The 20,334-nt window shown below is 42.2% G+C and carries 22 protein-coding genes and 1 other RNA gene; 19 read left to right on the forward strand and 4 right to left on the reverse strand.

What is annotated here, in order from left to right; genetic code table 11:
* Positions 1 to 260 precede the first annotated feature (260 nt).
* From astE to traF (BUA59_RS09815), 8 genes are all read left to right on the forward strand, one after another.
* Positions 261 to 1,277, forward strand: coding sequence for a succinylglutamate desuccinylase (gene astE, locus BUA59_RS09780; protein WP_072839530.1), 1,017 nt, complete (start codon positions 261 to 263; stop codon positions 1,275 to 1,277).
* Between the two features lie 109 nt (positions 1,278 to 1,386).
* The gene (gene znuA / locus BUA59_RS09785) at positions 1,387 to 2,373 is read left to right on the forward strand and encodes a zinc ABC transporter substrate-binding protein ZnuA (protein ID WP_084122326.1); all 987 of its coding nucleotides are present in this window, start codon (positions 1,387 to 1,389) and stop codon (positions 2,371 to 2,373) included.
* A 116-nt stretch (positions 2,374 to 2,489) separates the two neighbouring features.
* Positions 2,490 to 3,476, forward strand: a complete 987-nt coding sequence (locus BUA59_RS09790; protein WP_217653730.1) for a KpsF/GutQ family sugar-phosphate isomerase — start codon at positions 2,490 to 2,492, stop codon at positions 3,474 to 3,476.
* Between the two features lie 74 nt (positions 3,477 to 3,550).
* On the forward strand, positions 3,551 to 4,417 hold the full coding sequence (gene kdsA, locus BUA59_RS09795) for a 3-deoxy-8-phosphooctulonate synthase (RefSeq protein ID WP_072839531.1): 867 nt from the start codon (positions 3,551 to 3,553) through the stop codon (positions 4,415 to 4,417).
* A gap of 3 nt (positions 4,418 to 4,420) precedes the next feature.
* Positions 4,421 to 5,002, forward strand: coding sequence for a KdsC family phosphatase (locus BUA59_RS09800; RefSeq protein WP_012068842.1), 582 nt, complete (start codon positions 4,421 to 4,423; stop codon positions 5,000 to 5,002).
* Positions 5,002 to 5,820: a 3-deoxy-manno-octulosonate cytidylyltransferase gene (gene kdsB, locus BUA59_RS09805; RefSeq protein ID WP_425435120.1), complete on the forward strand. Its 819-nt coding sequence runs from the start codon at positions 5,002 to 5,004 to the stop codon at positions 5,818 to 5,820. Before BUA59_RS09800 ends, kdsB begins: the two co-directional genes overlap by 1 nt.
* Positions 5,821 to 6,128: 308 nt before the next feature.
* Positions 6,129 to 7,400: a conjugal transfer protein TraF gene (gene traF, locus BUA59_RS09810; RefSeq protein WP_072839532.1), complete on the forward strand. Its 1,272-nt coding sequence runs from the start codon at positions 6,129 to 6,131 to the stop codon at positions 7,398 to 7,400.
* A gap of 104 nt (positions 7,401 to 7,504) precedes the next feature.
* Positions 7,505 to 8,953: a conjugal transfer protein TraF gene (gene traF / locus BUA59_RS09815; protein ID WP_072839533.1), complete on the forward strand. Its 1,449-nt coding sequence runs from the start codon at positions 7,505 to 7,507 to the stop codon at positions 8,951 to 8,953.
* 73 nt (positions 8,954 to 9,026) lie between these two features.
* On the opposite strand, the gene BUA59_RS09820 is transcribed toward traF (BUA59_RS09815), so the two are convergent.
* From BUA59_RS09820 to BUA59_RS09830, 3 genes are all read right to left on the reverse strand, one after another.
* Positions 9,027 to 9,620, reverse strand: coding sequence for a 5-formyltetrahydrofolate cyclo-ligase (locus BUA59_RS09820; RefSeq protein ID WP_072839534.1), 594 nt, complete (start codon positions 9,618 to 9,620; stop codon positions 9,027 to 9,029).
* A 4-nt stretch (positions 9,621 to 9,624) separates the two neighbouring features.
* A non-coding RNA gene (gene ssrS, locus BUA59_RS09825) (6S RNA) lies at positions 9,625 to 9,802 on the reverse strand.
* 129 nt (positions 9,803 to 9,931) lie between these two features.
* Positions 9,932 to 10,231 (reverse strand): cell division protein ZapA, encoded by a 300-nt coding sequence (locus BUA59_RS09830; protein ID WP_072839535.1) that lies wholly within the window; start codon positions 10,229 to 10,231, stop codon positions 9,932 to 9,934.
* Positions 10,232 to 10,375: 144 nt separating this feature from the next.
* Between BUA59_RS09830 and prfB the strand changes: the two genes are divergently transcribed.
* From prfB to BUA59_RS09870, 8 genes are all read left to right on the forward strand, one after another.
* A protein-coding gene (gene prfB / locus BUA59_RS09835; RefSeq protein ID WP_100185943.1) for a peptide chain release factor 2 occupies positions 10,376 to 11,471 on the forward strand; the annotation gives its coding sequence in 2 pieces (ribosomal slippage) (positions 10,376 to 10,447 and positions 10,449 to 11,471; 1,095 coding nt in all).
* Between the two features lie 48 nt (positions 11,472 to 11,519).
* A complete protein-coding gene (gene lysS / locus BUA59_RS09840) occupies positions 11,520 to 13,022 on the forward strand; it encodes a lysine--tRNA ligase (protein WP_072839537.1) in 1,503 nt (500 codons plus the stop codon).
* A gap of 111 nt (positions 13,023 to 13,133) precedes the next feature.
* On the forward strand, positions 13,134 to 14,195 hold the full coding sequence (hisC, locus tag BUA59_RS09845; protein WP_072839538.1) for a histidinol-phosphate transaminase: 1,062 nt from the start codon (positions 13,134 to 13,136) through the stop codon (positions 14,193 to 14,195).
* A 408-nt stretch (positions 14,196 to 14,603) separates the two neighbouring features.
* Positions 14,604 to 15,119, forward strand: coding sequence for a 2-thiouracil desulfurase family protein (locus BUA59_RS09850; protein WP_072839539.1), 516 nt, complete (start codon positions 14,604 to 14,606; stop codon positions 15,117 to 15,119).
* Complete coding sequence (locus BUA59_RS09855) at positions 15,112 to 15,528, forward strand: hypothetical protein (RefSeq protein WP_072839540.1); 417 nt, start codon at positions 15,112 to 15,114, stop codon at positions 15,526 to 15,528. The genes BUA59_RS09850 and BUA59_RS09855 overlap by 8 nt, the downstream gene beginning before the upstream one ends.
* 178 nt (positions 15,529 to 15,706) lie before the next feature.
* The gene (locus BUA59_RS09860) at positions 15,707 to 16,276 is read left to right on the forward strand and encodes a sigma-70 family RNA polymerase sigma factor (protein ID WP_072839541.1); all 570 of its coding nucleotides are present in this window, start codon (positions 15,707 to 15,709) and stop codon (positions 16,274 to 16,276) included.
* Positions 16,273 to 17,058 (forward strand): anti-sigma factor, encoded by a 786-nt coding sequence (locus BUA59_RS09865; protein WP_072839542.1) that lies wholly within the window; start codon positions 16,273 to 16,275, stop codon positions 17,056 to 17,058. The genes BUA59_RS09860 and BUA59_RS09865 overlap by 4 nt, the downstream gene beginning before the upstream one ends.
* Positions 17,059 to 17,245: 187 nt before the next feature.
* On the forward strand, positions 17,246 to 17,671 hold the full coding sequence (locus BUA59_RS09870) for a DUF7282 domain-containing protein (protein ID WP_072839543.1): 426 nt from the start codon (positions 17,246 to 17,248) through the stop codon (positions 17,669 to 17,671).
* 52 nt (positions 17,672 to 17,723) lie between these two features.
* On the opposite strand, the gene BUA59_RS09875 is transcribed toward BUA59_RS09870, so the two are convergent.
* Complete coding sequence (locus BUA59_RS09875) at positions 17,724 to 18,674, reverse strand: LysR family transcriptional regulator (RefSeq protein ID WP_072839544.1); 951 nt, start codon at positions 18,672 to 18,674, stop codon at positions 17,724 to 17,726.
* A gap of 89 nt (positions 18,675 to 18,763) precedes the next feature.
* On the opposite strand from BUA59_RS09875, the gene BUA59_RS09880 reads away from it, so the two are divergent.
* The 3 genes from BUA59_RS09880 (at position 18,764) to BUA59_RS09890 (ending at position 20,325) form a co-directional block, all read left to right on the forward strand.
* Positions 18,764 to 19,192, forward strand: coding sequence for a DMT family transporter (locus BUA59_RS09880; RefSeq protein WP_072839545.1), 429 nt, complete (start codon positions 18,764 to 18,766; stop codon positions 19,190 to 19,192).
* A gap of 11 nt (positions 19,193 to 19,203) precedes the next feature.
* Complete coding sequence (locus tag BUA59_RS09885) at positions 19,204 to 19,665, forward strand: DMT family transporter (protein ID WP_072839546.1); 462 nt, start codon at positions 19,204 to 19,206, stop codon at positions 19,663 to 19,665.
* A 216-nt stretch (positions 19,666 to 19,881) separates the two neighbouring features.
* Complete coding sequence (locus tag BUA59_RS09890) at positions 19,882 to 20,325, forward strand: GNAT family N-acetyltransferase (RefSeq protein ID WP_072839547.1); 444 nt, start codon at positions 19,882 to 19,884, stop codon at positions 20,323 to 20,325.
* Positions 20,326 to 20,334 lie beyond the last annotated feature (9 nt).

Here is a 20,334-nt window from a genome sequence, read left to right on the forward strand (position 1 = left end):
TAAAAGTGAATCTGGTAGAAAGCAAAAGGGTATCGGCATTTGTCTTGAAAGAAAAGACTTCTTGGTCATTAAAGAAAAGTGAATAACTCAAGATAATAGACCCACTAGAGAGCGTAAGGTGTCGAGAAAGCGACCTATTTTTGCGTATTATGTACGGCTTGGCATTATTTGCCTTATTATTTGACGGAAAGCGGTATCATTAACGCTTATTTTTAGGTCGTATTTTGCAATGAAATTGATAGGGAAAGTTGGTAGGAAAAATGCCCATTTTGAACAATGATTTTTTAGCCTTAACACTCGCAAACCAAGATAGTATCGCACCTTTTCGATTTTCTTTTCCAAGTGGAGACGGCTTTGTTGAAGACACTGGGGTTTTGCGCCTTGAGCCTAAACAACCTAGTGTGATCAGTCTTGTTTTGTCTGTTGGCGTACATGGTAATGAGACCGGTCCTATTGAGCTTGTAAATCAATTGGTTACCGGCATTCTAGAGGGTAAGGTTTCATTAAATATCCGGTTGTTGGTATTAATTGGTAATCCTGTTGCAGCAAATTTGGCAAAACGTTTTTGCGATGTGAACCTAAATCGCTTATTTCGTGGTGCTTGGCAAGAATACGATGGCTTTGAAGCTAAGAGAGCGCAGCGCCTAGAGCAAGCAGTTTGTGACTTCTATTCGCTTACTGAGAATAAAACGGATCAAATAAAGCTGCATTACGATTTACACACTGCGATTCGTGGTTCCGTTCATGAAAAATTTGTCGTTTATCCCTATGTTGAAAATGCTATATATAACAAAGAGCAATTGGCGTTCTTGGCAGCAAGTGGGATTGATGCTGTTTTATTGTCACATCAACCAACAACGACCTTTTCCTATTATAGCTATGTTGTACATAACGCTCATGCGTTTACGGTAGAGCTTGGGAAAGTGAATCCGTTTGGCGAAAATGATTTGTCGCGCTTTGCAGATTTTGAAGCCAGTTTGACTCTATTGTTGGGAAAGGGCGTTTTAGCACAATCCTCCGTGTCTAGTTTGCATGTATTTCGTGTATTGGACAGCTTGGTGAAAGACGATGACAGTTATGAACTCAGTATTGCGAGCGATGTAAAAAACTTTACTCAGTTTGAAGCGGATTATCGCATGGCTCGCTCTGATAAAAGTGACTACTACATCAAGCAAACTGGTGATGCTATTGTATTTCCTAACACCAACCTTCCTGTTGGGCAGCGTGCGGGTTTGATGGTTCGACCGATAGCGCTTGAGGATTTACAGCTAAATTAAGTTATGCTTACCATGTATATAAAAAAAAGAGATTTAAGCTAAAGCGCTTGAATCTCTTTTTTTTATATCGTATTGTTACGTTATAACATTAATTTAACGGTGCTAAATAATGAATAAACTTCTTTTGGCCTTGGGTGTTTCAGCCTTAACTCCTCTAGCGTTGGCTAAACCAGTAATAGTTACCAGTATTAAACCTGTTTCTATGATTGTTGCGGCGATTGCAGGTGATAAAGCCGAAATTCAACAGATCGTTTCTAGTACAGCATCACCCCATGATTTTGCCATGCGTCCTTCGGATCTGAAGAAAATCATCAATGCTGACACTGTTGTTTGGGTTGGTGAGTCACTAGAGCGCTTCTTGGAAAAACCGCTTGAGAATGCTGGCAAAGAAGAGTCGTCAATTGAATGGCTTGCTTTAGATGGGATGGCATTGCATAACTTCGCTAAAGAACATCATCATGATGAGGATGAAGCAGAAGAAGCGCATGACGACCATGATGCACACGGCGACCACGAACACGAAGAACATGGCGATCACGAAGAGCATGGTGATCATGACGAGCACGAAGGCCACCATCATGACGGTGTAGATCCGCATGTTTGGCTATCACCTGATAACGCTAGAATATTGGCAAAAGCTGTGACTGCTCGTTTAGTGTCATTGGATTCTGTGAATGCTGAGTACTACAAAGGAAACTTAGCGTCTTTTGAAAAAGGTCTTAGTGCGAAAGATGCTGAAATACGTAACGCACTTAATAAGGTAAATAAAGTGCCTTACATTGTGTTCCATGATGGTTATAGCTATTTCGAACAGCATTACGGCTTGAGCCATGCAGGTGAAATTACTGTCAGCCCAGAGCGCAAGCCTGGCGCGAAAAAAGTGGCTGAAATCCGTCATGAGATCCAAGAAAATAAAGTACAGTGTGTTTTTAGTGAGCCGCAATTTAGCCCAGCTATAGTAAAAACTTTGCTGGAAGGGTCGGATGTGAAAACAGCACCTTTGGATCCATTGGGTAGCAAAGTGAAAATGGGCACAAATGCCTACTTCTCATTTTTAGACAGTTTGAGCGGCCAATTCCTTAGCTGCTTAGGTTAATTTTTTCCATACCTACCAAGAGTAAGTGATGAAAACTTGCTCTTTGGTAGGCGACCCGCTTCCTCCTCTGTATAATGATGCCACTTTACGATTATTACATTGAGCAGCGAGGCTTTATGAGCGATCTATTTAATTTGAGTGCCGATTCGAGTACCCACTCAGATATCCTTATTGAAAGTGCTCGACGTACTTTGTCTACACAAGCTCAAGCTTTAGCCAATTTAGCCAATCAAGTCACTGAAGAATTCCCCAAAGCCGTTCGAATGATTCTTGCAAGCAAGGGTCGTACGATTATTTGTGGCATGGGGAAATCTGGTTTGATCGGTAAGAAAATTGCCGCCACATTAGCCTCGACAGGTACGCCAAGTTTCTTTCTCCATCCGGGTGAGGCTTTTCATGGCGATTTAGGTATGATCCAGCCTGAAGATGTCTTAGTGCTGATCAGTTTTTCTGGTGAAACAGAAGAGCTTATGCGTTTACTGCCTTCTCTAAAAAGTTTCGGAAATCCAAGTATTGCCATGGTAGGAAACATCGATTCTACTTTGGCGAAACATTGCGATTGCGTACTGGATCTTTCTATCGATAAAGAAACTTGCCCAAATAATCTAGCGCCAACCACATCGACAACCATGACAACCGCTATGGGCGATGCTTTAGCCGTGGCTTTGATGGAGTGTCGCAATTTTCAACCACAAGATTTTGCCCGTTTTCACCCTGGTGGCAGCCTAGGTCGTAAACTGTTAACTCGTGTTAAAGACCTAATGCACAAAGATAATCTGCCTATTTGCACGCCAGAAACCACATTAAAAGACGCTATTTCCGTCATGACTCATGGCAGAATGGGTGTTGTATTGATTCAAGAAGCGGGTAAGTTGATGGGTATCTTTACCGATGGGGATTTGCGTCGTGCGATGCTCAAAGAGAGTGAAGGCATGATACATAAAACCATGGCAAGTTTGATGACAGCGAATCCAAAAACTATCAATGAGAATGTGATGATAGTGCAAGCCGAAGAGCAAATGCTGCGTGATAAAATCACCTTGCTGGTAGTCGTGGACGATGCGAAAAACTTGTCCGGAATTTTAGAAATTTACGATCGATAAAAAATATTCAACTAATTTTACGCCGCTTTAGACGTGTTTAGAGTGAGCAAATCTAGATTAAAAATGGAGTTCTCATGACGCAGTCATCTCAAGAATCAAGAATCATTAAAATTGGTAGCAAAATTGAAGTCGCTAACCACCTTCCTTTTGTTTTGTTCAGTGGCGTTAACGTATTAGAGTCTCGCGACTTGGCAATGCGTGTTGCGGAAGAACATGTGAAAGTGACGGAAGCGCTTGGAATTCCTTATGTATTTAAAGGCTCCTTTGATAAGGCGAACCGTTCGTCTATCAATTCTTTCCGTGGCCCAGGCATGGAAGAAGGTCTAAAAATTCTGCAAGAGATCAAAGACACCTTTGACGTGCCAGTGATTACCGACGTACATGAAGCTTACCAATGCGCTCCAGTGGCTGAAGTAGCTGACGTTATTCAATTGCCTGCGTTCTTATCTCGTCAAACCGATTTAGTGATCGCGATGGCGAAAACAGGCGCCGTGATTAACATTAAAAAAGCGCAGTTCCTAGCACCTCATGAAATGAAACATATTCTTACCAAATGTGAAGAAGCGGGTAACAATAACCTAATGCTTTGTGAGCGCGGCACCATGATGGGTTATAACAACTTGGTGGTAGACATGCTTGGCTTTGGCGAAATGAAAAAATTTGGCTACCCAGTGATGTTCGACGTAACTCATTCTTTACAGCGCCCTGGTGGTCGTGAAGATTCTGCAGATGGCCGTCGTGCGCAAGTAACGGAATTGGCTCGTGCGGGTATGTCACTTGGCTTATCTAGCTTATTTTTAGAAACACATCCAGATCCTGATAGCGCAAAATGTGATGGTCCATGTGCTTTGCCTTTGGGTAAATTAGCGCCATTCCTTAAGCAAATGAAACAGCTTGATGAATTGGTTAAAACATTTGAAGTATTGGATACGAGCGTTTAATAAATGGATGCGGCTTTTCTTTCTTCTTATCCTGCGCTCGATAATGATCAAGGTTTGCTTGCTAAGCTGCAAGCCTTGAAATTGGTGGTTTTTGATGTTGATGGCGTATTAACCGATGGTCGTCTGCTTTATACCGAGCAAGGCGAAACCATAAAACGCTTCAATGTAAAAGATGGCGTGGCAATGAAGTTGCTGCCAAAGTGGGGCGTTCAGGTTGCGGTGATCACCGCGAAAGACTCTGCACCATTAAGGCAGCGGATGAAAGAGCTAAAAGTAGAGCACTTTTATCCCGGTTGTCACAACAAAGCCGAAGCGTTTGATGAGTTGGTCGAGCGTTTAGGAATTACACCAGACCAAGCCGCATATGTGGGGGATGATGTGATTGACCTTCAGGTTATGCCTAAGGTTGGCGTTGCTTTATGTCCCGCTGATGCGCATATTTTATTGCAACGTCATTGTCCGATTATACTCAGTAAAGCTGCCGGTGAAGGTGTCGCTAGAGAAGTCGCTGACATGGTGTTAGCCTCTCGAATGTCCTTAGAACACGCTTATGAATTGGCTCAAAAGCCGGAGTTTGAAAAATAATGACTGACTCTTTAGATACAATGACTGGTTCTGCAACGCTACCTGATTTTCACATAGTGATTCCTGCTCGCTACGCTTCTCAGCGCTTTCCACAAAAGCTGATGGCCGATTTAGGTGGCAAGCCGGTACTGCAATGGGTTTATGAGTTGGCACTAAAAGCTGGCGCGCAATCGGTGACGATTGCCACAGATCATCAACTTATTGAAAAAGCGGCAATAGGTTTTGGTGCTTCAGTGGTGATGACCCGCGATGACCACGAAAATGGCACAGAGCGCCTTGCGGAAGTCGCCGCAAAAATGGGCTGGCAGGGCGATGAGATTGTTGTCAATGTGCAAGGTGACGAGCCTTTTTTGCCAGTTAACTTGATTCATTCGAGTGTAATCGCATTAAACCAAGATAAAGAAGCCGAAATGGCAACGGTTGCTTGCGCTATTGATCAAGTTGAAGATTTCTTTAACCCTAACGTGGTGAAAGTGGTTTGTGACGAAAAGCAGCGTGCGCTGTATTTTAGTCGTTCGCCTATGCCTTGGGATAGGGACGGCTTTGCCAGTAATCCTGACAGAACTGGGATGTTGCCAGTTGGCTTTCCTGCACTTCGTCACATTGGTTTGTATGTTTACCGAGCTAGTTTATTAGCAAAATACGCAGATTTACCCATGTCGCCATTAGAGCGCTGGGAAAAACTCGAGCAATTACGCTTTTTGCATCAAGGCATTAAAGTGCAAGTGGCACTGGCGGATGGTTTGCCAACTCATGGTGTCGACACACCGGAAGATTTGGAAAAACTTAGGTATCAGCTTTCTTTGGATAGTATTTAGTCTTTTTATTCAAAGTAAGTACTTATTTAAAACACTAAATCTCTTTGATATTTAGTGTTTTTTTTTTGCTCAAATTTTGCACATTATTCTGTTTTTTTATAATTGTTATTCTTTTTTTGTATTTTTTTTTGCGTGAAAACCCTATGTTTTTGGTTTTTTTGTTTCTTTATGATTTTAAGGCCTGTTTATATCTCTCATTAATGTCTGTTTTTCGTATGAAATGTGTAATAAATGGTCTTGATATTGTTTATACTGAAATACATTGTATTTACCATCGTGCATGTTTTTGATTTATAAAGGATAGAATCATGAAAAAGCTAATATTTGTTTCAAGCAGTTTATTAAGTACCGCAGTTTTTGCCACTATGCCAGTTAACCATCCAATAGGTTCTAGTTTCACACTGAGTAGTGCGCCAAACCAAAGAGCGCTAGCAACTGTTTTTAGTAATCCAGCAGCACCATTCTTGATGGTGAACCAAGAGGACGATGATAGTTTCCGTTTTGGTATTCTTGGTCCACTTAGTGTGGGTGTTGAAATGGGGGACATTAGTGACTTAGGAGATCGTGCGGAGGAGTTGGAGGATTTAATTGATAATTCAAATGCTGGAAACGCTGCCGCAAATAAAGTTCGTGCCGATAAAATACTTTCCGAGATAGGCGAAACCGCCTATGTAAAGACGTCGGCAAGCCTGCAAGTTCCTTTTATGCCATTGATTTATAAAACTAAAAAAAATGGTGCTTTTATATTTGATGCTAGTATCTCGGCTGTTGCGAGAGCAAATGTTATATCGGATGAAATTACAAATACAGGAACAGAGTTGACCACAGATACTTCATTTCAAGCCAAAACTGCAACTGATCTACAAATTGGTTTTGGTTATAGTCAAGCTATGTGGCAAAACACTCATGGTATGTTAGTGGGTGGTGTTAAAGCTAATCTTCACGATATATCACTTGGTCGAGCTTTAGTCTCTTTGAATGATGACAGCGACAATGCTGATGATGCTATTTCGGATGCCATTTCAGATGATGCAGTCAGTAGTACTGGTGTTGGTATTGATTTAGGTGCAGTTTGGGTCTCTAACAATTATCAGGTAGGGATCACGTTTGCCAATATTAATGAGCCAGAATTTGACGGAGCGCCTATTAATCAAAGTTGTGCTACTGAAAGTTGTGCAGCCGCGGGGCGTTTAGTTAATAAAGGTAAATTAACGGCCACAGAAGATTATGTCATGGAAATGCAAACAACAATCGATGCGGCAGTATCCACCAAAGGCAAACAAGTAACTTTGGGGTTGTCCTACGATACCAATGAAGTAAAAGATGCTGTGGGTGATGAATATCAATGGGCTGCTGCCTCTTTGTCTTACTACGGTGATTCACATTACCTACCAGGCATTCGTGTTGGCTATCGTCAGAATATGGTCGGTACTGAGCTTAGTTATGGCACATTTGGTCTGACTTTTCTTAAGCGTTTAAATGTTGACCTTGGAGTTGCATTAGAAACAGTTGAAGATGAAGATGGTGATGAATTGCCGCGTAGTGCTTATTTGTCAATTGGCTACGATACAGCGTTTTAAAGTGTAAAGAATTGATAAAGAAAGCCGATAGCTTTATAAGTTATCGGTTTTTTTTATGGTCTGGTTTATGCCAGAACTGCTGTATTGATGGAAAAGAGTGACGCATGAGAAAGAGTTGGGGAATTTTTAACCTGGGTTTAGTGATGGGGCTGGGCGTTTTTAGTTCTATAGCAATGGCCTCTATGTACGTTTATCAACCTATTGGCTCAAGTACTGTGTTAGGAAGTTATGGAAATCGTCATGCGTTGTCAACTGCGGCTGGTAATCCTGCGTCTTCTTATTTGATGGCCAATCTACAGGGCTTCCGAGTTGGCTTTTTAGGACCGATAGGAATCGGTGTTGAAGGTGGTGGAGTCAATGGTATCAACGATAGAGTTGATCGACTTGAAGCTATCTTTGATGAAGATTTTACTTCTAGTATTGATGTTGATGCTATTAAAACTGAGGCTCAAGCGATTTATGATGATCAAGGGCAGGCTGCAGCTGATGCGTTCGTGGTCGCGAAAATTGACGAAGTGCTAGCGGATATTAATAATTCTCTTGATTCAGCTGATGTGGTTATTTCAGATATTAGTCGAACTACGTATGCAAAATTTTCGACCACAGTGCAAGGACCTTTTTTACCTATTATTTATAAAACCAGACGTCGTGGTGTTTTTATGTTAGATGCCAGTGCTTCATTGGTTGGGCGAGCCGATGTATTGGCGGATAATTTGACTCTAACTGGTGTGGATGAGTTAGACGCTGTTACCAGTACCTCTGAGCTTGATGGTGTGGATGTAAGTGGTGCAGGTATTGAGTCAGATACCTCTGTATATATGAAAAGAGCGTCGGATCTCCGTTTTAGCTTGGGTTACAGCGAGATGGTGTCTCGATCTGAAACGAGTGCTTTGATTGTCGGTGGCAGACTGAATTTTCATCGGCTTGCTTTAGATCAAAAGTTAACCGTATTAAACGAAGATGACGACTCTAGTATTTCTTATAGTGATTTTTTCTTAAGTCGAGACTCAGTTTCATCTGGTATTTCGCTTGATTTAGGGCTTATTTTGACAGGCCGAAACTTTCAATTGGGTGCCTCTGTAGCGAACGTGAACGAGCCGGAGTTTGATTACAAAGGTTTAGTTAGTGATTGTACCGGATTAACCGGAGCCGATAAGACCAGTTGTGAAGCTGCTATTAGATTTGCTGGAAAAGGTGTTTTCTCATTAAACGAAACTTATAAGATGGAAGCGCAGATGACACTTGATGCCGCTATTAAAAGCAAGGATCAGCATTTTTCATTAGCAGGATCTTATGATGTAAATTCGATAGCAGACCCATTGGGTGACGAATATCAGTGGGCGACAGTATCGCTATCCTATTATACTGATAGCTGGGTTTTACCGGGTATGCGTATCGGTTACAGGAAAAACTTGGTTGGTAGCGAGTTAAACTATTTCACTGCGGGTCTAACATTTTATCGGCGTTTAGATGTCGATGTTGCTTATGCTCCTGAAAATGATGATGGCAATAGTGGGGCCTATGTGTCTGTTGGTTATAGCTTTGTTTATTAACTTGTTAGGTTGAGCTAAAAGAAACAAGCCCAAAAACTTAGATACAGTAAAGCTACTTCAATCAGATATGGCGCTACACCTTGATGAACTGTGTCGGTGTAATAATCGCTTGTAAGGGTACATCCCAACCTTCAACGGGGAGATTTTTTACTTCTTGGCAGTCATGCGCTAAACCTATTAATAACGGCTTTTCATCGGCTCTTTTGTTGGCAAAGGTTCTGTCGTAAAAGCCGCCACCCATACCAAGGCGTCCGCCTTTTGAATCGAATCCAACCAAAGGTAACAAGACAATATCCAGCTTGTTGCCTGACAGATATTCTGTCGTTACTGGTTCTTTAATGCCGAAAATGTTTTTCTGCCAGATTGTCTCTGCGGTATAACGTGCAAACGTTAGTTGCTTGCTTTGTACAACAGGAAGATAAGTTTCGATATTTTGTAACCAGAAAAATTCGCATAATAGATGTGGCGATATTTCACCATCATTGCTGAGATACAAGGCGATGTGTTGGGCGCTGTCTACTTTGATAGAGTCGAGAGAATTGAGCTGTTCTTTGAGGTTTGATAACAATGCTATTGATGCATTAAGTTGCTCATCTTCGGATAAGCTTCTTCTGGTTTGACGTAATTGACGACGAAGTGTCTGTCTAGGATCGAGATGAGAGGTCATAAAAGAGTTTCCCAAGTTGCCGTTTCGGCTATTGGCCTTGAACCCAGTGGTTCAAGGTGGAAAGAACTGTGACTCTTTAGGCTTTCCGACGCACGGACATGCACACCAAACCAACAGGCTCTTTCCGGGGTATTACTCATAGGCTCAAGGGCGTTAAGCCGCTTCGAACAACCCAGGAAACGAATTTCAGTATAAAGTAACTCACTGTAGAAATCACTTAATAGCGCAAATCGTTTTCTGCGTTGTATGAAGAAAATTCGTGTTCTACGCTTGCAATCAAAAAAGTAGATCAAGAAATAAACCACGAATGTTTATTCATTAACCAATTTTGTTTCATGCGATAAAGCAGCATCAAGCTGCGACGTCAGTTCTCGTAACTGTTGTTCGTTAGAACGAGCGTATTTTCGGTTGTTAAGCATATCGTGAGTAATATTCAATGCCGCAAGTACTGCTATTTTTTCTAGGCCGACGATTTTGCCGCTGGCTTTGATTTCATTCATTTGATTGTTTAAATACTCAGCAGCTTCTTTCAAATCTGCTTCATGCCCTTTAGGGCAATTTATCTTATAATTTTGTCCCAGTATGGCGACTGAAACGGTTGGCTTATCCATATTGACTCCATTTGATAGCAAGGCCCACAAAAAATGGTCTGTTTTTCCATCATTGGGTAGCGAATGGCATTTTATGCTGCGACTAAATTCGTTACAATTCCGAATCACATTTATCCACACTGTTTATAGCAAATTGACGCCAATATGGAAATAAACCCGATACTTTCTAAGATAAAAGACCTTTCAGCTCGTGCTTTAACCCTTCGGGGGTATCTTTGACTACGAGTCAAAGAAAGAACGCTTAGAGGAAGTTAACCGTGAACTGGAAGATCCAGCTATTTGGAACGACCCAGAATACGCCCAAAAACTTGGTAAAGAGCGTGCTGCGCTTGAAGCCGTTGTTGAAACTCTTGACAGTTTGGAATCCGGCGTGAACGATTCCAAAGAGCTACTAGAGATCGCCGTAGAAGAAAACGACGAAGATTCAGTAGAAGCGGTTCAACTTGAGCTAGAAGAACTAGATGCTTTGTTAGCCAAGTTAGAGTTCCGTCGTATGTTTTCCAAAGAAATGGACGAAAACAGTGCTTTCTTGGATATTCAGTCAGGCTCCGGTGGTACTGAAGCTCAAGATTGGGCCAACATTCTATTGCGCATGTATTTGCGCTGGGGTGAAGACAAAGGCTTTAAAGTTGAGCTGATGGAAGTATCTGCAGGCGATGTGGCCGGAATCAAATCCGCGACCATTCGTTTTGAAGGCGATTATGCGTTTGGTTGGTTGCGTACTGAAACAGGCGTACATCGTCTGGTTCGTAAGTCTCCATTTGACTCTGGCAATCGTCGTCATACGTCGTTTGCGTCTGTCTTTGTTTCGCCTGAGATCGATGATAACGTCGATATTGAAATTAATCCGGCGGATATTCGTACTGATACTTACCGTTCATCCGGTGCCGGTGGTCAGCACGTAAACACCACCGACTCCGCAGTACGTATTACCCACGTCCCTACGGGCATCGTGGTGCAATGTCAAAACCAGCGTTCTCAGCACGCTAACCGTGACTTTGCCATGAAACAACTTCGTGCCAAATTGTACGAGTTTGAAATGATGAAGCGTACCGAAGCGGCGCAAGCTGTGGAAGATAGCAAATCTGATATCGGTTGGGGCAGTCAAATTCGCTCTTACGTATTGGATGCGTCACGTATTAAGGATTTGCGTACAGGAGTGGAAACTTCCAATACTGGTGCTGTGCTAGATGGAAACTTAGACCAGTTTATCATTGCAAGTTTAAAACAGGGCTTATAAAGCGCCGTTCCTTATTTAGAACATTCAAAAAAGAGTAGATAGCAAATCATGGCTAACGAAAATAACACAGAATCCACAGCACAATCTGACGACAATCGCTTAGTAGCAGAACGTCGTGGTAAATTGGCTGCTATTCGTGCAGAACGAAATGCTTATCCAAATACATTTCGTCCAAATGCGTATGCAGCAGACCTGCAAGCCGAATTCGGTGAACTAGAAAAAACCGAGCTAGAAGAGAAAGACCATAAAGTTAACATCGCTGGTCGTATTATTCGTAACCGTGGCGCTTTCATGTTGCTACAAGACATGACGGGTCAAATCCAAGCTTACGTAAACCGTAAGGTTTTGAGCCCTGAGCTATTAGCTGATCAAAAAACATGGGATTTGGGCGACATCATTGGTATTTCTGGGCCTGTGCATAAATCTGGTAAAGGCGATTTGTACATTGATATGCAAGAAGCGCAATTGCTAACCAAGTCTCTACGTCCATTGCCAGATAAACATCACGGTTTGTCAGATATGGAAATGCGCTACCGTCAGCGTTACGTTGATTTGATCGTAAACGAAGAGTCTCGCGAGACTTTTCAAATGCGTTCAAAAATCATCTCTACGATTCGTCGCTTCCTAGAAGATCGTCGTTTCATGGAAGTTGAAACGCCAATGCTACAAACTATTCCAGGTGGTGCATCAGCTCGTCCATTTATTACGCATCACAATGCGATGGACATGAGCATGTATTTGCGTATCGCGCCTGAGCTTTATTTGAAGCGTTTGGTTGTGGGTGGATTTGAGCGTGTATTCGAGATTAACCGTAACTTCCGTAACGAAGGTACGTCGACTCGTCATAACCCAGAATTCACCATGATCGAATTCTACCAAGCGTATGCAGACTACAAAGATCTGATGGATCTAACGGAAGACATGCTGCGCACCGTTGCAGAAAAAGTACTTGGTACAACAAAAGTGACATACCAAGGTTCTGAATACGATTTCGGTGCGCCGTTTGTCCGTATGAGCATGCTTGATTCGATTCTGCACTACAACCCAGAATTGACGGCGGCGGATCTAGAAACATTAGAAAGCGCGACTGCTGTAGCGAAGAAACTAAAAATCGACGTGAAACCAATCTGGGGCTTGGGTAAACTTTGGACTGAAATTTTCGAAGAAACCGCAGAGCACAAATTAGATCAACCGACTTTCATTACTGAATACCCTGCGGAAGTGTCTCCACTTGCGCGTCGTAATGATGACAATGATTTCATAACAGACCGTTTTGAATTCTTTGTTGGTGGTCGTGAAATCGCTAACGGCTTCTCTGAGCTTAATGACCCAGAAGACCAAGCTGAGCGTTTCATGCGTCAGGTTGCAGAAAAAGACGCGGGTGATGATGAGGCCATGCATTACGATGCAGACTACATCAATGCTCTAGAATACGGTTTACCACCAACGGCTGGTGAAGGTATCGGTATCGACCGTTTAGTGATGTTGTTCACTAATGCACCTTCGATCCGTGATGTATTGTTGTTCCCACATATGCGCCCACAAGATTAATCTTAGGCCATATAGAAAAGCGTAATACAAAAATAAGGCCTCATTAGAGGCCTTATTTGGTTTGAACTCTTTTGCACCTTCTACTTTTGCTGAAAAATAATGGAGCACTCCATGAGTCGTTTTTGGACAGATAAAATTGCTTCTCTTGACCCTTATGTGCCAGGCGAACAACCGCAAGACAAAAAGTACATCAAGCTAAATACCAACGAAAGTCCCTATTCGCCATCATCTAAAGCGCTAGAAGCGATGGCGTTTGAAGTAAGTGAACGCTTGCGTCTTTACCCAGATCCAAATTGTGCCACGCTGAAAAATGCCTTGGCAAAAAACTACCAATTAGATGCGAACCAAGTTTTTGTTGGTAACGGTTCAGATGAAGTATTGGCCTTGGCTTTCATGGGTTACTTTGCTGGTGGCAAGCCATTGGCTTTCGCCGATATCACTTATAGCTTCTACAAAGTGTACGCTGGCTTATACAGCATCGAACCAAAGCTGATCCCGCTTAACGATGATTTCGACATCATTCCTGCGGATTACGAAAACCTAGACGTGTCAGGTGTGGTCATAACCAACCCTAATGCGCCAACAGGCAAGGCTTTGCCTTTGGCCGATATTGAAGCAATACTAAAATCGAACCCAGATGTGGTTGTGTTAGTTGACGAAGCCTATGTGGACTTCGGCGCTCAAAGCGCGGTGTCTTTGATTAACCAATACCCAAATCTATTGGTTGTGCAAACCTTGTCTAAATCTCGTGCTTTAGCCGGGATTCGTGTTGGCTACGCATTGGGGCATACAGATTTGATCGAAGGTTTGGAACGTTTAAAGAACTCCTTCAACTCCTATCCAATTGATCGTGTTGCCTTGGCTGGTGCCACTGCTGCTGTGGAAGATGAAGCTTATTTAAAAGAAATTTGCGAAAAAACCATCGCCACTCGTGAGAAATCTTTTAAAGACCTCGAAGCATTGGGGTTCAATATTATTCCATCTGCAACAAACTTTGTTTTCGCGACACATCCAGATAAAGACGCCGAGCAAATCTACCTTAATCTAAAAGAGCAGGGCATCCTCGTGCGTTTCTTTGGTAGCAATAAACCGCGTATCGGCAACTACCTACGTATTACTATTGGTACAGACGAAGAGATGGCCGCGTTAACTGCAGCGTTGAAAACTTTGTAATTGCATACATATGGCCTATTTTAAATAGGCATATTTTAGAAGACCGCTCGTAAATGAGCGGTTTTTGCTTTCTGGCCAGCAAAAGTATCATTATTTTTATAAGAAGTTCTTGTTTTGCTTTAGTGCTCTACTGGCGAAACCTCTGATAAATACCTTGGTCTAGTTTTTTAAATAGGATGAAGGGAAGCTTGAGTAAAATTTCTCACGGCCTGTGATTTATCTGAAATGTATATTAAACATAGCGACCTATTAGATTATTGTACGTTAGGTTAGTTGTTTGTTGAAAGCTTGGTAGTCAGTCTGTCTTTATGCGTTATTGATTTAGTAGCTTGTTTTCATTGAGTATTTTTAGGACTGCTTTCCTTATTATGTGTTTTATTTTTTTGTTTATTTTTTTAAAGAGTTCTCATGGAAAAATTGTTAGTTAGCTCTTGTCTAATGGGTTGTAAGGTACGTTATAACGGCAGTGATCTCCCCATGAGTCAGGCCGATTTTGGCTGGTTGGCTGAGCATTTTGAACTGGTGTCTTTTTGCCCCGAAGTGGCTGGTGGGTTGCCTACACCTCGGCCGCCAGCTGAGATTGACGTTGGCGCAGGATCGGATGTATTGTCGGGCGGCTCTAGGGTTATAGGTAATGATGGCGTGGATGTTTCTGAAGCATTTATAAATGGCGCACATTTGGCGTTGCAAGTTTGCCAAGCACATAATATTCGTTTTGCCATGTTGACCGAGTCCAGCCCATCTTGTGGGAGTGCAACGATTTATGACGGCTCGTTTGGTGGTATTAAAAAGCAAGGACAAGGCGTGGCTGCTGCATTGTTGGTGCAGCACGGTATTCATGTGTTTAGCCAAGAAACTTTTAATGACTTTAAGGTACTGATGGAAAATAACTATCCTAAATTATCGGGAGTTGAATGTGTTTGAACCTGTAATACAAGAAGAAACCACCGGATGTGGTATCGCTTCTGTAGCGAATATTCTGGGTAAAACCTATGTGCAAATGAAAGCCTCTGCCAATGCGATGGGAATTTATGCTGATGATAAATCTCTTTGGTCAGATACCCAGTATGTAAGACAAATGCTGTCTGCCGCTGGCGTTGTAACGTCTATCGATGAAATCCCTTTTGAGTCGTGGCATGCTTTACCCTCCCTAGCTCTGCTAGCTATTAAGCACCATCAAGAAGAAGGCAAAAACTTCTGGCATTGGGTGGTGTTTAAACGGATTGATGGGAAGGCTTTTGTACTAGATTCTGCCGGTTATTTACCTGCTAATATTCGAACAGATTTCGAGAGCATGCAACCTAAATGGTTTATTGAAGTTATAGCGCCTTAGTTTGGGTTTGGCTAAAAAAAGTGCAATACTGCCGCAATAGCTTTGTTTGCGAAAACCTATTTTATTTTCTAATAGCCAATAGCCAATAGCCAATAGCCAATAGCCAATAGCCAATAGCCAATAGTCTGCTGACGCTACTAACATTCTACGAAGTGGATACTTAATTGATACGAGTCTTATGAATCAATCTTTATTATCGGAACAGAACACGACAGAATCTTTGGCAAATTTGCTGCTTAAAGTCGCTCAAGAAGATCGTCTGGCCTTCTCTGAGTTATATGAGGCTACTCACCGGAAACTTTTTGGCATTGTTTATCGTATCTTGAAGAATCAGGCAGCATCTGAAGAGGTGCTGCAAGAGGTTTATCTTAAGATATGGGAAAAGGCGGAGAGTTTTGATGCAAGCGTTGCGTCACCAATAACTTGGATGGCCACCATTGCACGTAACCGTACTATTGATGAGGTACGAAAAAATAAACTGCCAGACAGTGATGTCGATGTAGATTTTGATTTAATCGCAGATGATTCGATGACGCCAGATGACTCTTTTACTAAGAGCCGAGATTTATTAAAACTTGAGGCTTGCTTGGCTGAGCTTGAATCACCTCGTGCGGAGATGATTAAGGCTGCGTATTTAGACGGATTTTCTCGTCAAGAGCTTGCAGAACGTTTCGAGCAGCCGCTAGGCACTATTAAAACTTGGCTTCATCGCAGCATTAAGCAGCTGCAAGGTTGTATGAATTTATGAATAACAACGAAGAAATATCCATTAACACATTGGTGGCAGAGTACGTGCTCGGTACGTTGGATAAAGACGAGCGCGACGCGGTAGAAGCACGACGTGTGAACGACCCTGTGCTCGATCAAGCCATTGTAAACTGGCAAGCACACCTTGCTGGATTAAATGACTATGTGCAGGATGCAGAGCCAAGAAAAGATCTATTCAATGATATTTTGGCTAAGCTTGATCAACGCATTGATAATAAAGCAATGAACGATAAGTCACTGCACGATACATTAATGAGCACTGCTGCTGCTTCTTCTGCCGTTGTTGTCGAAATGGAAGCAATGCGGATTAAACTAAAACGGTGGCGATTCAGTGCATTAGGTGCATCGGCCATTGCGGCTTGTCTTGCCATCTTTATGGTTGTTAAACCTCCAATAGCGCCTAGTATTCAAGCCAACGCTCCTTTTGTCGCAGTGTTTCAAGCTGATGATAAGCAGCCAGCTTTTATTATGTCATTGGATATTGAAACCCGTCAGCTGACGGTTCGCCCTGTTACTGCACAAGGACAAGCGGCAGGTAAAACGTATCAATTGTGGATTAAGGCGGATGAAATTGGGCCAACACCACGATCTTTAGGTTTATTGGCGAATGTTTCTACACCGATTCAAAAACAAATTAATTATGATCCTGCGGTGATTCGTCATGCGACGTTTGGTATTAGTGTTGAGCCAGCAGGAGGCTCTCCAACCGGCGTGCCAACTGGGCCAGCCATTCACGGTAGGCTATACCCAACGTCTTTATGATTTAGAAATCATGATCGTCAAAGCCAACCTCAACAGGTTGGCTTTTTTATGTTTTAACCCTCATTTTGAGGTTTTAGAAAAATAATTTAAAAAAACATTTATTTGCTGAAACCTTTTTAAATTGTGCTCGTAGCTATGAATGTAAAAGAAAAATACTACTCAATAAGACACAATTTAGAGGTTTATTATGAAAAATACATTTTCACGTATTGCGCTTGGTTTAGGTATTTTGACAATGACTGGTGCTGCGTTAGCGGATGGAATGAGCGGTAAACTTGCTGTTAAAGGCAGTGATCAGGATGTATCGGGCGGAACAGTCAGCGCTGACATGGTAATGGCGGATAGCAACGGTTGGTTGGTTGTACATCGTACAGATAAAGCGATGAAGCCTGGTCCTGTGGTGGCCTATGCACCACTTAAAAAAGGTCAAAACCATGATGTGGCAGCGATCCTTACTGAACCTGTTAAGTCTGGTGAAATGTTAATGCTGATGTTGCATGGTGAAGCTGGTGGCATGAAAACAGGTATTTTTGAATACACCTTAGGTGCGAAAGAAGATGGCCCGATCAAAGTAGACGGGAAGCTAGTGATGGACGTTATTACAGCAAAATAATATAGAAAATTATCCAATAAGGGGCAGATGGATTTTTATCTGCTCCTTATTTTTATGTATTTTCAATTAGGCGTTTATCCCAGTAAGGATGCGAACGGCCAAAAAAATCTGCCATAAAGTCGAGAAAATACACAACCTTTGATGACTTCATTCGATTGCCTGGATAGAGAGCGTAAATACTTTGTTGAGTATCTTTTTCTGATCCTTCCCAGTGTTCTAGCAAGGCGACCAATTCCCCAGACGCCAAATGCTGAAACACCAACCAGCGTGGAAATAAGATAACCCCTTGGCCAGCTAAAGCTGCCTGTACCAAAATATCCGCATTATTGCTGCATAAGTTACCAGCGACTTCAATACATTCGAATACTGGCTTTTCTTCTTGTCGGAAGAACCAGTTACGACGTCCGTTATTACCCTTATAAACCAAGCAGTTTAAGTCGAGAAGTTGCTTAGGCTGAATTAGGGAACCGATTTTTCCTTTCATGTTTTCAAGATAACTGGGTGCTGCGCACAGTACGAATTGTTCGTCGGCAACGGCTTGATAATTGAGGCTAGAGTCTTCAAAACCACCAATTCGAATTACAATGTCAGAGCCATTCGCCACGGGATCAACATAGGCATCGGTAAGCATCAGCTCGACGTTAATGTCTGGGTAGCGCTGTTGAAACTGACAGATTAACTTAGACAAGTGTAAGCGGCCAAATGAAACGGGCGCATTAATGTTTAAGTTACCTTGTGGTGTTAGAAGGGAGCCTTTGGCGTGCTCTGTCGCTAAATCTAAACTTGTTAATGCTTCTCTTACTTCGGCGAAATAATAAGCGCCTACTTCGGTGAGTTTTACCGCACGGGTGTGTCTATAAAAAAGGCGTTGGCCAAGCTCATCTTCCAAAGCTGAAATGTATCGAGAGATAGAAGAGGGTGGTAAATCTAACTCGCGCGCTGCGGCAACAAAGCTACCTTTTTTGGCAACGGAAAGAAAAACTCTAAGAGGTTTGATGCTCATAATGCAATTATCACTTGTTATCCGTGTTATTGATTTAATTTAAGCATCAATGAACAATGTCCGCAACGAAAACGAGTGGAATAAAACGTATGCAAATAATTGTTTATCTTTTGGTGTTAGCCGCGGGCATGGGATTGTCTATTGAGGCTGGACTCTTAGGGCCTTTAGGTGAGTTGGTCGGGCATTTTTCCGCCACGTTGGCGATTTTTATGATTGGTTCGATATTATTGTCATTGATTATGATTTTCTTTGCCAAGCCTAATTTGCCTGAGTTATTCAAACAGCCTAAATGGTTGCTGACCGGCGGTGTATTGGGCCCTGTTTATGTGGTTTTTCTCACCATAGCCACTCCGATTATTGGTGTCGGTATGACAATGACCAGTGTTTTATTAGGACAAATCGGCATGAGCCTAGTGATTGATCATTATGGTTTGTTAGGCAGTGAAAAGCGCGGGATTGATCCGTATCGAATTTTGGCCGTGGTGATGATAGTTGTCGCCCTTTGGCTTTTGAGTTAGGAGCAAATAGTATGACCGTATTTTTCGCAGTTTTTATGTTGATATTGGGCGGTGTTGCCCTGTCTGTACAATCTTCAATTAATGGACGTCTTGGTAATAGTGTTGGCGTGATAGCCAGTGCTTGGCTGACTTTTGTGATTGGTTTCGCTATCTCGTTCTTATTGTTTTTCTTCTTTGAATCGAACCATGAGGTCACCCTTTTTAGTGCGCCAAAATGGCAACTTAGTGGGGCTTTATTTGGCGTAATGTACATGTTGATCGTGGTGTTTGCGGTGCCCAAAATCGGTATCGCAGCGGCGACAGTGTGTACAATTTCTGGTCAGTTGATCATGAGTTTGATCATTGATCATTTTGGTTGGTTAGATAACAATATTATTCCATTAGGCAGTAATCGATATGTTGCCATTTTATTATTAATTGGTGCCATCACAATGATTTATATGAGTAACAAACGTATCGCAAAATCAGCTTAATAATTCATCCTGTCCATCTTTAATGGCCTAGCCGATCTGTAATCAATAGATCGGCTAGGCCATTTTTGTCTTTATTCCTTCATCACGAGAAGTCTTCTCAATTTAGCTGTTTCAATAAAAGTCTCCGAACTGCGTTCTGTATTTTGCATTTAGCTTGTAAACTGGCATTTTTGGCGAAACACTGTCGACTATAGATTCAGTAATTACGGAGTAGAAATGGATATTCAGAAAGTTGATATGGCTGATTTGGAACTTGTTAAGCACTTTATTGGCCAAGTATCTGCTGTGGATGTGTTGCCTAATTTTAATGATCAAGGTAAGGCTGAGTACAAAGCGCGTGTTTTGCCAGATATAGTAACCACTTTTGATATAGGCCGTTTTCAGATACTTAAAGTTGTTTGTACTGGTGAGATCGTTGGTTTTGGTGCGTTACGCGATGGCAATTATCTTACTCATTTATTTGTCTCTAAATCAGTGCAAGGTCAGGGAATAGGAAAGCGACTCCTTAATGCTTTATTAGATACGTCAGAAGCTAAAGAAATCAGCCTGCGTTCGTCGGTGAATGCGGTTGGCTTTTATGAATCTTATGGGTTTGAGGCAACAGGAAGTGAGGCTGATTTTAATGGCATTCGCTTTGTACCTATGTGTCTGGCACGTTGACCACATCAT

The sequence above is a fragment of the Marinomonas polaris DSM 16579 genome (genome assembly GCF_900129155.1).
Taxonomy (GTDB): domain Bacteria; phylum Pseudomonadota; class Gammaproteobacteria; order Pseudomonadales; family Marinomonadaceae; genus Marinomonas; species Marinomonas polaris.

What these genes read in the sequence shown, in the direction of transcription:
- BUA59_RS09830 (WP_072839535.1), bottom strand. Translation starts at nt 10,231, where the DNA reads ATGGATAAGCCAACCGTTTCAGTCGCCATACTGGGACAAAATTATAAG.
- BUA59_RS09885 (WP_072839546.1), top strand. Translation starts at nt 19,204, where the DNA reads ATGACCGTATTTTTCGCAGTTTTTATGTTGATATTGGGCGGTGTTGCC.
- kdsB (WP_425435120.1), top strand. Translation starts at nt 5,002, where the DNA reads ATGACTGACTCTTTAGATACAATGACTGGTTCTGCAACGCTACCTGAT.
- traF (WP_072839533.1), top strand. Translation starts at nt 7,505, where the DNA reads ATGAGAAAGAGTTGGGGAATTTTTAACCTGGGTTTAGTGATGGGGCTG.
- BUA59_RS09800 (WP_012068842.1), top strand. Translation starts at nt 4,421, where the DNA reads ATGGATGCGGCTTTTCTTTCTTCTTATCCTGCGCTCGATAATGATCAA.
- BUA59_RS09820 (WP_072839534.1), bottom strand. Translation starts at nt 9,620, where the DNA reads ATGACCTCTCATCTCGATCCTAGACAGACACTTCGTCGTCAATTACGT.
- lysS (WP_072839537.1), top strand. Translation starts at nt 11,520, where the DNA reads ATGGCTAACGAAAATAACACAGAATCCACAGCACAATCTGACGACAAT.
- BUA59_RS09875 (WP_072839544.1), bottom strand. Translation starts at nt 18,674, where the DNA reads ATGAGCATCAAACCTCTTAGAGTTTTTCTTTCCGTTGCCAAAAAAGGT.
- hisC (WP_072839538.1), top strand. Translation starts at nt 13,134, where the DNA reads ATGAGTCGTTTTTGGACAGATAAAATTGCTTCTCTTGACCCTTATGTG.
- astE (WP_072839530.1), top strand. Translation starts at nt 261, where the DNA reads ATGCCCATTTTGAACAATGATTTTTTAGCCTTAACACTCGCAAACCAA.
- kdsA (WP_072839531.1), top strand. Translation starts at nt 3,551, where the DNA reads ATGACGCAGTCATCTCAAGAATCAAGAATCATTAAAATTGGTAGCAAA.
- BUA59_RS09790 (WP_217653730.1), top strand. Translation starts at nt 2,490, where the DNA reads ATGAGCGATCTATTTAATTTGAGTGCCGATTCGAGTACCCACTCAGAT.
- BUA59_RS09890 (WP_072839547.1), top strand. Translation starts at nt 19,882, where the DNA reads ATGGATATTCAGAAAGTTGATATGGCTGATTTGGAACTTGTTAAGCAC.
- traF (WP_072839532.1), top strand. Translation starts at nt 6,129, where the DNA reads ATGAAAAAGCTAATATTTGTTTCAAGCAGTTTATTAAGTACCGCAGTT.
- BUA59_RS09870 (WP_072839543.1), top strand. Translation starts at nt 17,246, where the DNA reads ATGAAAAATACATTTTCACGTATTGCGCTTGGTTTAGGTATTTTGACA.
- BUA59_RS09865 (WP_072839542.1), top strand. Translation starts at nt 16,273, where the DNA reads ATGAATAACAACGAAGAAATATCCATTAACACATTGGTGGCAGAGTAC.
- BUA59_RS09860 (WP_072839541.1), top strand. Translation starts at nt 15,707, where the DNA reads ATGAATCAATCTTTATTATCGGAACAGAACACGACAGAATCTTTGGCA.
- BUA59_RS09880 (WP_072839545.1), top strand. Translation starts at nt 18,764, where the DNA reads ATGCAAATAATTGTTTATCTTTTGGTGTTAGCCGCGGGCATGGGATTG.
- znuA (WP_084122326.1), top strand. Translation starts at nt 1,387, where the DNA reads ATGAATAAACTTCTTTTGGCCTTGGGTGTTTCAGCCTTAACTCCTCTA.
- BUA59_RS09850 (WP_072839539.1), top strand. Translation starts at nt 14,604, where the DNA reads ATGGAAAAATTGTTAGTTAGCTCTTGTCTAATGGGTTGTAAGGTACGT.